The organism is Streptomyces sp. Edi4 (assembly GCF_040253615.1).
GTDB lineage: Bacteria > Actinomycetota > Actinomycetes > Streptomycetales > Streptomycetaceae > Streptomyces.
This window is the reverse complement of record NZ_JBEJGY010000004.1, coordinates 156,429-169,558: the sequence shown is the minus strand read 5'-3', so window position 1 is coordinate 169,558 and position 13,130 is coordinate 156,429. Positions and strand designations below refer to the sequence as shown.

Genomic DNA, 13,130 nt, shown 5'->3' with positions numbered 1-13,130 from the left:
TACTCGCGGATGCCCGCGGCTTCGATCGCTCGTCGGCGCGTTGCCCGCCCGGTCGCTGCCGCCGCAGTGATCGCGGTGACGAGGGCGCAGAGCGCGATGCTTCCGACGATGTGGGTCCAGGGGATCACCGTCGGTGCGCCGGTCACGAGTTTGCGCAGCGAGACGTGCTGGGCCAATGCGGCGAGGCCGGTCGCCAAGGCGGCGAGCACGGTGCCGTGGCGACTACCGACACAGCAGCCTCGGCGGCGGCGACCTTCACGATCTGGCCGCGCATCGCGCCAGCCAGCCCCAGCACGGCGAACTCCCGCCGTCGCCCGGCCACCGCCATGATCAGGGTATTTGCCCCGGCGATCAGTGCGTAGGCCACAGCGATCCCCAGAATGATCACCGCGGCGTTGTTCGCCTGCTTGGCGGCGTGTGCGCGTTGGGCCTCCAGGTAGGCGCCGTGCGTCAGGAGACGCGCGCCGGAGCCGTCCAGAGCCTGGTTCACCGCGGCCGTCTGCTGCTCATCGAGTGGTCGGGCCATACTGGCTGCCGAGTCGAGGTAGACCTGGCCCGGCATCACGCGCCGGTCAGCGACCCGGACACAAAGGTGTCGTCGCGGTTCAGGCCGCGTGCGACGACCGCCGCGACAACGGAGCGAATTCGCTCGCCTGTTGGCAGCGGCGTGACCACCTGGTCCCCGGGCGACAGGCTGTCGGACTGGGCCGCGTGCTCGTCGATGACCAGGAAGTTCTCCGGCGGGCAGGCGAGCGAGCTGGAGATCATGGGCGGTGTGATGGTGGTGTTCAGCGCCGCCGCGGGCACCGCCTGGGCGGTCAACGAGTCGATTCCGGCATCGCGGTCACGGTCGACATCGGCGGGCGAGAGTGCGCGGGCTGGGGAGGTCGCCTTACCGGACGGGGCGAGCCACGGCGGCAGCCGTTCGCCTTGGCGCTCGGTGAGCATCTGGCGCGAGGGCCGGACGTAACCCCGCCGGAAAGTGGTCCGACTACTCGCAGCTGAAAGTCCCTCACCTGGGGGCACTTCCTGCGCGGGCCAGTATGCCTCGATCGATCAGTTCGACTGCCCGCAGTTTCGGGGGCCAAATCGCCTTCACCGAGCGCCCGTTGGGCACTTCGGCGGAGGTGCCCGGTGACGTTGATAGCGGATTCAACCGGGAGTTGGGGGGGGCACCCTGAATTCCATGGCGACCGGGGGGCAAGGCCTACTACCCCCCGCCCGACCCGCGCGGTCCCGTGAACGGCCTCGCCGACGAGTCCGGCACCAAGGTCAACCCCTACAGTCCACGTCGCGGGGTGTCCCGCACCACCGCCGAAGGTGTCCGGCAGTTCTATCGCGTGCTGGCGGCCCATGAGAGCACGAGGGTCTGCGCGTCCGGCCGCCGGAATCGTGGTCGTTGGGATCGGTGGGATCGGTGGAGCGGCGAAGGGCCCGGAGTTCGGCTTCCTGTTGACGGCTGGGTGCTGTGCGGCGGGCCAACCGGCCGCACGGGGTGTGGCGGCCTGGCTCTCCTGATCCCTGGGCGGTCGTGGGGGCCTCCGCCCGCGGGTCGCCACCCGGTGTACAACGAGAGGAACGCGATGGGACGCTTGGAGGACTTCGAAGATCGCACCCGGGGCCACCCTGTGGCCAACCTGGTGGGCGCCTTTCTGGTGATCTACGTGCTGGACGGCGTCATGATGACTTTGGCAGGGACCTCTGCCACCAAAGCGTGGGTGGCCTCCCTGCCCGTACTCTTCGCCGTCGGCTCAGGAATAGCGGCCGTGCGCCTCCGTCGTAGGGACAGGACCGACCAATAGCGGCTAAACGGTGCGACATTTCGCGTACGAGGTAGACCGCAATGACAGGGTGTACCCGCCGGAACCGGGCAGCCGCATGACCTGGATCCTCGCCAGCCAAGCTTCTACGCTTCCACGCTTCCACCCGGGCCGGGACGGCTTTCGCGGCGGTCGCCACGGTGTCCATGGTGCTGACGTGGGGTCAGGTTCCGGCGGACGGCTACCGCCGCGCGCTCGCCGCGACGCACTGACAGGCCGAAACCGCCCTGCCGCATGCCCCGGCCCGCACGGTGGTGTGCCAGGGGCACGTGGTCCACCAGTCATCCCCGGACTCGCCTGCCGCGCCGGCCACTCCCCCGTCCCCGTGTCCCACGCCACCCTCATCAGCGCGCGGACCGAGCGCGTCGTTCGTGGCGTGTGCGTGCCAGGTGGTGGGCGGTGCGCAGTAGGTCGCGCGTTGACGCTTCCGTGTGCTTGCCGGGGTTGATGACGGCCAGCCAGCCGGCTGCGCCGTAGACGGGGTGTGCGAGGACGGTGTCGGTGGCGCTGGGGTCGGCCTCTGCGGGGGTCGGGCGGCGCGGTGTGTGGCCGGTCCACCGGGTGAACTCTTCCTTCCCGGCGGCGATGTTCACACGGAAGGTGTCCGGCCGGTCCAGACGCGATGTCTCGTCGCCGGGGTAGTTCTTGGTCGTGATCGTCGCGAACGGCTGGGCTGTCGCCTCGGCGGCGCCGTCGGGCGCGTAGAAGAAGAACGTGTCACCCCAACTGAGCTCCGGTGTGCCGTCGCCGGGGGCGGGCGTCCGAGTCAGGACGCCGTCGAAGCCGCTCACGAAACTGATGATCTCGTCGATGGTCATGTGCTCCAGCGTTGCATTCATGTGCTTGTGGAGACTTAGAGGTGGAAACGGACCGGAAACAAAGGGGTGTGGGGATGTCAGGTCTCAAATCAGGGGATATGCGTACCACGGATGTCGCCCGGCGGGTCGGGTACTCCGTTCAACAGGTGCGCAACCTTGAGCGCGACGGGGTGCTGCCGCCCGCGACGCGTACGGCATCGGGTCACCGGATCTACGGTGGGGCGCATCTGCGGTCCGCTGTGGCTTACCGGGCTCTCGCCGTGGGCGTGGGGCCGGTCGAGGCCAAGGAGATCGTCCGGGCCTTTCACCAGGGCCCCGCAGGACGGGCCCTGGCCCTCCTGGACGCGGCGCACGCCCGGCTCCACGAGGAGCGCACACGACTGAGGCAGGCCCAGGACGCCGCCCGCGCGATTTCCAGTGAGCCGATGGGCGACGTGCGCGCGTCGGACGCGATGAGCGTGTCCGAACTCGCGGCCGCGCTCGGTGTGCGCCCTTCGACGTTGCGGCACTGGCACGCGGAGGCCCTGGTCCTGCCGGACCGCGACCCCGTGCGCGGGACGCGGCGCTACACACCGGCGCAGGTGCGCGACGCCAGAATCGTTCACCAACTGCGCAAGGCCGGATACCGCATGACGCCCCTGCGAGCCCTCATGCCGCAACTGAGGCACCCCGGCCGAGCGGCTGAGGACGTCGTATCGGCGTTGGCGGGCAGGGAGGCCCAAGTCACCGCGCGATCCCAGGCCCTCCTCGAGGGCGCCGCCGCACTCAGCGCCCTGCTCCGCCCGCGCGACCAACGCCCTTGAGCGCACCGCCCGTTGGGCTGGCCACCAAGCGGTCACCGGCCGGGCGCCCACGCGGCGTATCAGTGCGTCAGCGCACGACCCCACGTTCCCGGCGGGCCGCGCTCAGGGGCGAGGCAACGGCGACCGCGACCGCGATGGCCGCGAGGGCAGCACTGGTCCACACCGCGTCCCGGAAGTCACCCGTCGTACCCGTGACGGCGCCGGCGAGCAGCGGTCCCAGGAACGCGCCGGCGTTCAGCGCGACAGTCGCGAACGACCCGTTCAGGGACGGGGCAGCGGACGCGAGGTGCAGGACGCGGTTGACGAGCGCCGATCCGATGCCGAAGGACAGCCCTCCCTGGATGACCGTCGCCAGGAACAGGGGAACAGGACGGGTGCTGGTCAGGGCCAGCAGCGTCCACCCGACAGGCAGCGACCACAGCGCGATGGCCACACCTTGCCCGAGTCGGCCGGCGGTCGCACGTCCCACCGCGTTCACCCCGGCGAAGGCGCCCGCTCCGAACGCGGCGAGCAGCCCGGGGACCGTACCCGTGGACAGGTGGGTGACATCCGTGGCGACAACGGCCAGGTAGGCGAACGTGGCGAAGGTCGCCGCGTTGACCACGGCCGCGAGCACCAACGCCGACTGCACCGAGCGCGACGTGAGCGTACGGGCTTCCTGCCTGACCGAGACGTCGGGCCGGTCGCCCGCGTCGACGGGCGCCGAGCGGAACACGAGCAGCAGCGCGGGCAGACACAGGGCGGCGACCGACCAGAATGCCGAGCGCCAGCCGGCCCACTCTCCGAGCAGTGCGCCCGCAGGCACGCCGACGACACACGACAGCGTGACACCGGACATCAGGATGGAGGTGGCCCTGGCTCGCCCCGCCGGGGCCGCGAGGGCGGTCGCGACACTCATCGCCACCGCCAGGAAACCGGCGTTGACAATCGCGGCGACGATACGGGTCGCGAACAACACGGCGAAGTCCGTCGTGACCGCGCCGATGACGTGCACGCCGACGAACGCGGCCAGGAAGCCTGCCAGCGCTCGACGGCGTGGCCAACGCGCGCTCAACGCGGCCATCACCGGCGCACCGACGATCATGCCGATGGCATACGCGGACGTCAGGCTCGCGGCGGCTCCCACCGACACGGACATATCACGGGCAATTCCCGGTACGAGACCGGACAGCATGAACTCGGAGGTTCCTTGTGCGAAGACAGCGAGGCCAAGGACATGGATGAACACAGGCATGGAGTCGACTCCAGCGGTGACGGGTGCGGGCAGGAACATCCGCGTGCTGGAGGTCGAACCGCGTCACCTGTTGCGGGGACGGGGCCACAAGGGGACCAGACACACGGAGCACGTGTCCGATCGCTCGCGGCGGAGCCGACCAAGGGACCCATCGGTCGTTGGTCAGATCGCATGCCGCCGAGCGACCGGCGGCTCCGCTCTGTCTGATTCAGGGCTCGTCACGTCAGGCAGAGTACGCATGGCTTGGGCAGCCATCAATCCGATTACGGCGTCGCCGGTTCGGGCACCGCGCCGCCGAGTTGTCGGGCGGCAAGCGGCGGCCGGCCGTGACCGCACCGATGGGGGGTGCGTCATGCCGTCCCTGGCGCGCTCAGGCGTAGGTGGAGATCTCGATCAAATTGCCGTCCGGATCGCGCAGATAGGTGCTCAGGAACGGCCCCAGGGCACCTGTGCGTGGCACCGGCCCCTGCTCCACGGGGACTCCGTGTGCGGCCAAATGAGCCAGCACCTGTTCCTGCGAGGTCTCGGTGACCAGGCAGAGATCGGCGCTGCCGGGGGTCGGCCGGGCGGCGTGGGGGAGGAGTTCGTGGCCGGCCTCATGCAGGTTGATCTTGCTGTTGCCGAAGACCAGCGCACGGCGTCCCTCCCCGAAGGTGACGGGCCGCATGCCGAGGACGTCCTGGTAGAAGGCGATCGTCCGCTCGATGTCGGCGACCGTCAGGACCAGGTGGTCAAGGCCGCTGATCACGATGCCGGGCCTGGGGGCGTACCGGCCCAGCCGCGTGGCGCAGGCCTGCCATGCGACGCCGGGCAGCAGGTCGCGTGAGCGGGCGAACAGGCCGTACAGGCCCGGACCGTGGCGCTCCGCGAGCTCGGCGTTGTGGGCCAGGACGTCGAGCTCGTTGGCGGCGGTGATGGTCACGGCCGCGCGTACATCCGCGTCGGGCGGCGTGTGTTCACGACCCGTGAAGCGGTCACGGAAGAGGAGCGGAAGCCCGGAGCCCAGGCGGGGGTAGACGGCGCCCCGATCGCAGCTCGCGTACAGGTACACCAGGGCCTCAGCGCGCTCGCCGATCAGTTCGGCAAGCACCTCGCGCTCGGTGAGGGCCAGGAGCGAGGCGTCGAATCCGTCCGTCCCGTACGCGGCGTGGCACAGTCCGGCGAGCTGGACTTCCGGCTCGACGTCCCAGTCGGCGAGCAGGCGGGCGACGCGGCGCAGGTGGTCCAGGAGGGTGCCGCCCGGGTGGGGCATCCGCGCGGCGCCGCGGCCGGCCAGGAACTCCTCGACCCGTGGCCGGTGCGCTGAGACGACCGGCTCCATTCAGGCCACCCGCCCCGTGGACTGTGCCACCTCGGCGACCAGACGGGCGGTGGCCGGGGTGGCGAAGCCGTGCGCCGCCCCGGCACGCAGGACGGCTCCGCCGATGGCGTCGAGTTCCAGCGGCAGGCCGGCTTCGGCGTCGCGCTGCATCGAGGACTTCATCGTTTCGGGAATGCGGTCGAAGAGCGAGAGCAGCCCTTCGGCGGTCACGGGCGCGCCCCCGGCGCGGGCCACCGCGGCCACCTCGTCGAGGACGGCGAGCAGTTCGGCGCGGTGCCCGGAGCGGACGGTTCCGACGTCCGCCCGGTGCCGGGTGGTCAGCAGGGCGAACGGGGCGAGGAAGGCGAGCTTGTCCCAGAGCACCGCGCTCTCGTTGTCCCGTACGCTCACGTCCAGGCCGGCCTGGCGCAGGACTTCCGCGAACTCGACGACGGGGGCGCCGAGTTCGAGCTGGGTGAACGGACTGGTATGGGCGATGCGGCCGGGCGCGGTCCGGGTGGCCTCGACCCGGATGGTGCCCGCGACGATCTGGGCCGAGGGCAGGCGCCGGCGCAGCACTGCGAGATGGTCGACGCCATTGAGCAGCGGGACCACCACCGCCGCGCCCAGTACGTCCGCGGGGACGCGGTCGAGTGCTTCGTCGAGCGCGGTCTGCTTGACCGTCACGAAGACCGCGTCCACGGGCTCGCGCAGCCGCGTGTCGGCCTCGACCGCCGCCGTGAACGCGCCGTACTGCTCACTGTCGACGCGCAGGCCGTCCCGGCGCAGCACGTCGGCCGTCCGGTCTCCGGCCAGGCAGATGACACGGTGTTCCGCGCGGGCCAGCAGCGCGGCGATCAGCCCGCCGACGCCGCCCGGGCCAAGAACCGCCAAGGTCAGCTTGCTCGTGTTCACGTATGCTCCTGTCCGGAGAACCGAGGAGTCGAGAGGCCGGGAGAGCCAGTCGGGCCTGGGCGGATCGGTACCCGGCCGTACCGGCATCGTGCCGGAGCGCGAGGCGGACGACGGGCGCGTCGCCGCCCTGAGCCACAAAAGATGATCAAACCAAAGGCGACACAAGTCAACGGGCCGCCGCTGTGGCGTGAGGTGCGCCCTGGCGGGGCACCCGCCCATCACCTGCCGCCGCACGAAGAGAGAGCTCCTTGTCCCCAGCATCCCCGCACGAGGGCAAAAGACGCCCACACGCCGCCGCGCTGCTCAAGGCATGGGGCCGTGATCTGCGTGCGACCGGGGTGGCGATGTGGAACGACAACGTCTCCGACTGCGCGGCCGCGCTCACCTATTACGCGGTCCTTGCTCTCGTCCCCGCGCTTCTGGTCGCCGTCTCCGTCATAGGGCTGGCCGCCCCGCAGGCGACGGGCCGTTTGATCGATGAGCTCACCTCCTACGCGCCGGCCCAGTCGGCCGGCGCCCTGCGCGAGGCCTTGCGGGAGATGACGGCGGCGCAGTCCACGGTGTGGCTGCTGGTGGTCACGGGGTCGGTGAGTGCCCTGTGGTCGGCGACGAGTTATCTGGCGGTCTTCCGCCGGGCGCTGCATTCCATGAACCGTCTCCCGGATTGCCGTCCCGCGCTGCGTACCGCGCACACCATCGTGGCCACCGCGCTCCTTCTGCTCGCGCTGCTTCTGACGGGGTCGGCCGCGATCGTGATCTCGGGGCCGATCGACCGTCGGGTCGCGGCGCTGCTCGGGGTGGGGGGCCTGGGAACGTGGCCGGTGCTGCGCTGGCCGGTCATGCTGTGCGTGGTCACGGTCCTGGTGCTCGTGCTGTTCCGTACGGGGCCCTCCGAGGTGCGCGGCGTGCGCCGGGGCCTGCCGGGTGGTGTGGTCGCGGTGGTGCTCTGGTTCGTGGCGTCCGCGGGCTTCGCGCTCTACGCCGGGCACTTCGCCTCGTACACGCGGCTCTACGGCTCGCTCGCAGGCGTGGTGGTCTTCCTCGTCTGGCTCTGGTTCAGCAACTTGGCCCTGCTCGCCGGGGCCCAGTTCAACGCCGTACGGCGCGGCGTCCCGGATGGTGTGCCGCGGACGGACCCGGAGATCCCGCGGGCGCGGCCGAACGCGCCAGGGGGCCGGGCCGCCCAGGGGAAGGCCATTGGGGCCGACGGATGACGCCGGTGGCCGGCTCCATGGCTACCACCGGGCATACGGGGTAGAACAGGCCCATGGCCGACACGGTGGACGCGGACGAACTCCTGCGGCGTATTCGAAGGGCCCGCGACTGGGCGCTCCAACAAGAAGACCGGCTCGCCCTCAAGACTGACGCGGACACGGAGGGATCAGCGTCCGCGAACGCGGAAAGGGCAAGGGCCTTCAACGCCGTGCGTACGGTGCTCGACGAAATCATCGAACCAGGCAAGCACGCCGGCCCCGAGTAGGCGGTCGGGCCTCGGCGCGGACGGTGGCGGCAGTGGTGATCCACGCCGGCCACCCGGTACCCGCCCGCACTGCTCCTGCCATCGCTGGGCAGCCGCCGTCCACGCACCCGTTGGTGACCGGCGCCGACTTCGACGCCCACGGGCGCTTTGGTGTGTTCTTCCACGGCTCCCCAAAAGTGGGTTATATGACTAACTCATACCCAATTGATCCTGCCGCTGGACACGATTATCGTCTGCTATCAGACGGATACTCTGTGTAGTCACGAGAGTTGGGGAGGGTCCATGCGTAGGTCCATGGCGGCATGTACGGTGCTCGCGCTCGGGGCGAGTTTGCTGGTCGGAGGGATGACGCACGCGGCAACCGCTGCGGTCACGCCTGGCGCGACCATGGCGCTCCGAGCGCCGACTCCTCCGTCGACTGTCCCCGACCTTGACGCCCCCGGGCCGGCCAAGCCCGTGGATTTCCCACCGGACCAGCAGGTGCATGACCCGGGGCAGGTCACAATCCAGGCCCCGCAGTACACCCGCATCACCCACGTGGACCCCCGCTGCAGCGGCTTCGTCTGTCCTGTGACCATCGCCGCCGACGGCTCGTCCGCCACCATCGACTTCTCGATCCGGGTCAACTGGATCTGGCCGTTCACGGTCTACCTTGCCGCCAGCACTGACGCACCTCTGGCCGGTGGCCGGTTCAGTGGATCTTTCACCTTCGAAGGCGTGACGGTACCCCTGGACGTCAACATCACCCCGGGCACCCCGGGTGCCTTTGGCGGGTACGTCAGCAACGTCCCTGGGGGAGGGGGAGCCCGAGTCCGGTTCGTGGACCCCGACTTGAATGCCGCCGCTGCGGGGTTCCTGGTCCAGGACGTCATCACCTCCGTCGATGGACAGCCCGTCACGTCGCCCGCCTCCCTCAACGCCGCCCTCGCGAGCAAGCGAGCCGGGGCCACCGTGTCCGTGGACATCAGGCGTAACAACACCTCCATGAGCCTGCAATACACGATCGATCAGTGATTACCTCCGAGCAGCCCGTCGGCGTCCGCGCGATCCATCGCCCGACGCCCCGTTGAGAGGGCTCTCGGTCTGTCGTGTCCCAGCGGCCCGCCAGAAAAGGGGCTGGCACGCGGCGCCGAGCTTCCGGCCACGTCGCCGTCTCAGTCGCACGTGAGGATTGGGCGGGGCATGGCCGGATGGGCCCTTGCCGCCGCCAACTTCCGCGGAGCCTCGGCCTGATCCGGGACGCCGCCGAACCCAGCAGTTTCACACCCGGGGTCGAAGGGGACGACCGTCATTCCGGTTTTATCCCTCGGCGCCTTGCCGCGGAGGGACCATCCGGAAGTGGACCCGTCATCCCTCACGATCCCTCACGCTCTTGTGACTGTCTGTCATTCAATGATGACCGTCCATACCGGGCGGGCCAACGACGAGACGAAGGGGATGACGATGAGCACTGCCGCCGCGGCAGCCGCAAATGGTGAGCACTCCGCTCCTCCGATCAGGACGGTCGCCGGGACTGGGAACCCTGGGTTCAAAGGGGAAAAGGAGCCTGCCGTTTCGGCTGAGCTGAACCGCCCGTACGGGGTCGTGGTGGACAGCATCGGCACTGTCTACTTCTCCGACTCCGACAACCACCGGGTCCGAAGGATCACCTCTGACGGGAAGATCAGTACGTTCGCGGGGTCTGGGGCTGCGGGATTTGACGGGGATGGTGGGTCGGCGGTTTCGGCCCGTTTGAATTCGCCGCACGGGGTGGCGGTGGATGGTGCGGGCAACGTCTATGTCGCTGATGCCGACAACAACCGGGTCCGGAGGGTGACGGTTGACGGGAAGATCAGTACGTTCGCGGGGTCTGGGGCTGCGGGATTTGATGGGGATGGTGGGCCGGCGGTTTCGGCCCGTTTGAATTCGCCGCACGGGGTGGCGGTGGATGGTGCGGGCAACGTCTATGTCGCTGATGCCGACAACAACCGGGTCCGGAGGGTGACGGTTGACGGGAAGATCAGTACGTTCGCGGGGTCTGGGGCTGCGGGATTCGATGGGGATGGTGGGCCGGCGGTTTCGGCTCGTCTGAATTCGCCGCACGGGGTGGCGGTGGATGGTGCGGGCAACGTCTATGTCGCTGATGCCGACAACAACCGGGTCCGGAAGGTGACGGTTGACGGGAAGATCAGTACGTTCGCGGGGTCCGGGGCTGCGGGATTCGACGGGGACGGTGGGCCGGCGGTCTCGGCTCAACTGGACTGCCCCCTGGGGGTGGTGGTGGACAGCGCCGGCATTCTCTACGTGTCCGACCACAACAACCACCGGGTCCGGAAGGTGACGGCCGACGGGACTATCAGTACGGTCGCCGGAACAGGCGCCGACGGCTGCGGTGGTGACGGCGGTCCGGCCGCTTCGGCCGAGCTGAACTACCCGCTTGGGCTCGCTGTCGACTGCGTCGACGCCCTCTACATCGCCGACTACGTCAACAATCGGGTCCGGAAGGTCGCGTCGGCGAAAATGGCCGGGCTGCCCGAGTCGGGCACGGTGGTGTCCTGGGCCAACGTCCGCAGCAGACTGCGCATGGGGATCGTGCGTGAGTCCACCAAGGATGGGGCCGAGGTGCAGCAGTTGCTCGCCGCGTCCAGGGACCACCAGCGGTGGCGGCTGGTCGCTGCGGGCCAGGACGACGGAGATGTCCTGTACAGGATCGAGAACGTACGCAGCGGCAAGGTCCTGGAGATCGTCGGGGCGCAGGAGAGGTCCGGGGCGGTGGTCGCGCAGCGCGCCAGTGAAGGTGCTGACGCGCGCCACCAGCAGTGGCGGCTGATCCCGGTGGGCTCGGCGAGGGACGTTCCGCGGGTGTATGAGATCGCGAACCACAACAGCGGTCTGCTCCTGCGAGTCGATACCAACGCACGTGCGGTGATCAAGCAGGACGAGGCGCAGGGTGATCACCGGGCACGGCAGTGGCAGCTGCTGCCTCTGTGATGCGAAGAAGGGGCAGGGGCGGTCTCGCCCCTGCCCCTGGTGACCCGGAATTACTGGGATTTGGGCGGGTTTTCGGCGGTCGCCTTCGGCGCCTTGGGGGGTTCTGATGCCTTGGGGCTTGCCGGGGTCTTGGGGGGTTTGGTGAAGTCGCTTTTCTTCGGCCTGTCCTCCAGGTCTTCGTCCTTTTTGAGGCCGTTGAGGTCCTGCACCGCCGCGCTGGCCTGGTTCATGCCGGCCGAGGCCGCGTCGGACACGGAGCCGGCATGGGTGTGCTGGGCCTGCGTGGTGGCTGATGTCTGGGTGGTCTCGATGAAGGAGCCGAGGAAGCCCAGGATGAGCCGTGCTTCGGGTGACTGTTCCTGTACGACTTTCGCCCGGGAGGAAGCCCCGTGGATCGCTTTGGGGAGCAGGTCCGTCCTCTTGTCGTCGTATGTGTCGTCCTTGGCGCCTTCGAAAACGTCGAGGTCCGCACTCAGCTGCGGCTCGACGTCCTCGGCCTTTACGGAGAAGAGCCCCGCGCTGTTCTTCGCGAAGCCGAAGATGTTGTCGAAAACCATGGTCATCACCCCTGGTCGTGGGGGCGGCGCGGCCGCCCGGTCAGATGTCCTTGTACAGCGCTCGTTGGCTGTAGGTCAGGCTCTCGTGGTCGAACATCGTGTGGTGGACGTCCAGGACGGAGACGACTTCGGCCAGTCCCTTCATGCGGAAGCCGTTGCCGCCGGCCAGGTCGATGTCGCCGATGTCGTGGGCGACCACGTAGTCAAGGCCGGGAGGGTTACTGGACTGCGGGGGAGACAGGACCGGCACCGGCACCGCGTACCTCACTGCGAGGAACCCGGAGAAAGTCACCGGGATTTCGTAGATGTAGTGCTTGTGGGTGCGCCGCTGGGTGGCGATGGTTTCCACGCGGGAGTCCGCCGGGACGTCGCCGGAGATCTGCGATTTCGAGGTCCAGCTCGTGGTCAGGGAGCCGCCGACGGAGGCCGCGATCCCCAGCGCGAGCTGTGCGTTGAGAGACGCGTTGCCGGTGGCGCTGCCCTGGGTGGTGAACGCCACCGAGCTCGTCACCGAGTTCCACGACGAGTTCCCTGCCGAGTTCGTCACGGCCGTCTCGGTGGCGTTGGCGTTGTCCACGCCGACGCTGTCCTTGCTGTTCTTGTTGGTCACCGTGTTGGCGTTCTTGTTCGCGGTGTCGTTGCGCAGTTGCGTCCCGAGCTGCGCCTGGAGGTCCAGCTTGAGCTGGTTCTGCAGCTGCAACTGCAACTGCGCGCCGACGCTGCCGCCGAACGTGAGTTTGGCGTCCCCGTGGAGTGACCACGTGATGCCGTTCGACACGGTGAAGTCGACCGAGTCGGTGAAGGTCATTTTCGTTGTCTGGCTGCGGTTGACGTAGACCCGCGAGGAGAACGTGTCGGGCGGGGGCTGGGCGATGTCACACCGCTCCTCGATCAGCGGCTCCCCGAGGTTCATGTAGGCCAGCCACCCCAGATCGAACGCGGACCCAGGGAAACGCTGGGAACTCGACTTGTTGACGGAGACGGCGACGGGGTGGTGCGGCACCCCGTAGTTGTCGGTGTAGACCAGGTTGGGGTGGTGCACGATCGACTGAAGGTCGACGTTGAGTTCCCGCAGGTTCTTCTTGGTCAGCGGATGACGCTTGAAACGTTCCAGGTTGTACGCGGTGGAAGGCATTCCCCGTCCTCGGCCGATTCTGGCAGAGCCGTGCCCGGTGCAATACAAACGGGCCCTGCGTGCGTTGTCGGAAAATCGACGCTATCACGATCCTAATT

The 13,130-nt window shown here is 68.9% G+C and carries 13 protein-coding genes; 5 read left to right on the top strand and 8 right to left on the bottom strand.

Annotated elements, in window-relative coordinates; all coding sequences use genetic code 11:
* Nucleotides 1–142: 142 nt before the first annotated feature.
* The 3 genes from ABR738_RS02805 to ABR738_RS02795 form a co-directional block, all read right to left on the bottom strand.
* Nucleotides 143–562, bottom strand: a complete 420-nt coding sequence (locus ABR738_RS02805; protein ID WP_350228347.1) for a hypothetical protein — start codon at nt 560–562, stop codon at nt 143–145.
* On the bottom strand, nt 562–948 hold the full coding sequence (locus tag ABR738_RS02800; protein WP_350228346.1) for a hypothetical protein: 387 nt from the start codon (nt 946–948) through the stop codon (nt 562–564). Before ABR738_RS02800 ends, ABR738_RS02805 begins: the two co-directional genes overlap by 1 nt.
* A 1,216-nt stretch (nt 949–2,164) precedes the next feature.
* Nucleotides 2,165–2,638, bottom strand: a complete 474-nt coding sequence (locus ABR738_RS02795; protein ID WP_350228345.1) for a DUF6194 family protein — start codon at nt 2,636–2,638, stop codon at nt 2,165–2,167.
* Nucleotides 2,639–2,736: 98 nt separating this feature from the next.
* Between ABR738_RS02795 and ABR738_RS02790 the strand changes: the two genes are divergently transcribed.
* A complete protein-coding gene (locus ABR738_RS02790; RefSeq protein ID WP_350228344.1) occupies nt 2,737–3,441 on the top strand; it encodes a MerR family transcriptional regulator in 705 nt (234 codons plus the stop codon).
* Nucleotides 3,442–3,508: 67 nt separating this feature from the next.
* Here the strand turns inward: ABR738_RS02790 and ABR738_RS02785 are convergent, their stop codons facing one another.
* From ABR738_RS02785 to ABR738_RS02775, 3 genes are all read right to left on the bottom strand, one after another.
* Complete coding sequence (locus ABR738_RS02785; protein ID WP_350228343.1) at nt 3,509–4,675, bottom strand: Cmx/CmrA family chloramphenicol efflux MFS transporter; 1,167 nt, start codon at nt 4,673–4,675, stop codon at nt 3,509–3,511.
* A gap of 370 nt (nt 4,676–5,045) precedes the next feature.
* Complete coding sequence (locus tag ABR738_RS02780; RefSeq protein WP_350228342.1) at nt 5,046–5,996, bottom strand: VOC family protein; 951 nt, start codon at nt 5,994–5,996, stop codon at nt 5,046–5,048.
* The gene (locus ABR738_RS02775) at nt 5,997–6,875 is read right to left on the bottom strand and encodes a ketopantoate reductase family protein (protein WP_502964203.1); all 879 of its coding nucleotides are present in this window, start codon (nt 6,873–6,875) and stop codon (nt 5,997–5,999) included.
* A 263-nt stretch (nt 6,876–7,138) separates the two neighbouring features.
* On the opposite strand from ABR738_RS02775, the gene ABR738_RS02770 reads away from it, so the two are divergent.
* From ABR738_RS02770 to ABR738_RS02755, 4 genes are all read left to right on the top strand, one after another.
* Nucleotides 7,139–8,104 carry a YihY/virulence factor BrkB family protein gene (locus ABR738_RS02770; protein WP_502964026.1) on the top strand — a complete coding sequence of 322 codons (966 nt, stop codon included), beginning with the start codon at nt 7,139–7,141 and terminating at the stop codon, nt 8,102–8,104.
* A 53-nt stretch (nt 8,105–8,157) separates the two neighbouring features.
* A complete protein-coding gene (locus ABR738_RS02765; RefSeq protein WP_350228340.1) occupies nt 8,158–8,370 on the top strand; it encodes a hypothetical protein in 213 nt (70 codons plus the stop codon).
* 294 nt (nt 8,371–8,664) lie between these two features.
* Entirely contained in the window at nt 8,665–9,384 is a 720-nt protein-coding gene (locus tag ABR738_RS02760; RefSeq protein ID WP_350228339.1) for a PDZ domain-containing protein, read from the top strand.
* Between the two features lie 429 nt (nt 9,385–9,813).
* Complete coding sequence (locus ABR738_RS02755; protein ID WP_350234402.1) at nt 9,814–11,340, top strand: NHL domain-containing protein; 1,527 nt, start codon at nt 9,814–9,816, stop codon at nt 11,338–11,340.
* A 50-nt stretch (nt 11,341–11,390) separates the two neighbouring features.
* Here the strand turns inward: ABR738_RS02755 and ABR738_RS02750 are convergent, their stop codons facing one another.
* Nucleotides 11,391–11,897, bottom strand: coding sequence for a hypothetical protein (locus ABR738_RS02750; protein WP_350228338.1), 507 nt, complete (start codon nt 11,895–11,897; stop codon nt 11,391–11,393).
* Between the two features lie 40 nt (nt 11,898–11,937).
* Nucleotides 11,938–13,032: a hypothetical protein gene (locus tag ABR738_RS02745; RefSeq protein ID WP_350228337.1), complete on the bottom strand. Its 1,095-nt coding sequence runs from the start codon at nt 13,030–13,032 to the stop codon at nt 11,938–11,940.
* Between the last annotated feature and the right edge of the window lie 98 nt (nt 13,033–13,130).

Coding starts and splice junctions, on each gene's coding strand:
- ABR738_RS02805 (WP_350228347.1), bottom strand. CDS start 562: ATGCCGGGCCAGGTCTACCTCGACTCGGCAGCCAGTATGGCCCGACCA.
- ABR738_RS02800 (WP_350228346.1), bottom strand. CDS start 948: ATGCTCACCGAGCGCCAAGGCGAACGGCTGCCGCCGTGGCTCGCCCCG.
- ABR738_RS02795 (WP_350228345.1), bottom strand. CDS start 2,638: ATGACCATCGACGAGATCATCAGTTTCGTGAGCGGCTTCGACGGCGTC.
- ABR738_RS02790 (WP_350228344.1), top strand. CDS start 2,737: ATGCGTACCACGGATGTCGCCCGGCGGGTCGGGTACTCCGTTCAACAG.
- ABR738_RS02785 (WP_350228343.1), bottom strand. CDS start 4,675: ATGCCTGTGTTCATCCATGTCCTTGGCCTCGCTGTCTTCGCACAAGGA.
- ABR738_RS02780 (WP_350228342.1), bottom strand. CDS start 5,996: ATGGAGCCGGTCGTCTCAGCGCACCGGCCACGGGTCGAGGAGTTCCTG.
- ABR738_RS02765 (WP_350228340.1), top strand. CDS start 8,158: ATGGCCGACACGGTGGACGCGGACGAACTCCTGCGGCGTATTCGAAGG.
- ABR738_RS02760 (WP_350228339.1), top strand. CDS start 8,665: ATGGCGGCATGTACGGTGCTCGCGCTCGGGGCGAGTTTGCTGGTCGGA.
- ABR738_RS02755 (WP_350234402.1), top strand. CDS start 9,814: ATGAGCACTGCCGCCGCGGCAGCCGCAAATGGTGAGCACTCCGCTCCT.
- ABR738_RS02750 (WP_350228338.1), bottom strand. CDS start 11,897: ATGGTTTTCGACAACATCTTCGGCTTCGCGAAGAACAGCGCGGGGCTC.
- ABR738_RS02745 (WP_350228337.1), bottom strand. CDS start 13,032: ATGCCTTCCACCGCGTACAACCTGGAACGTTTCAAGCGTCATCCGCTG.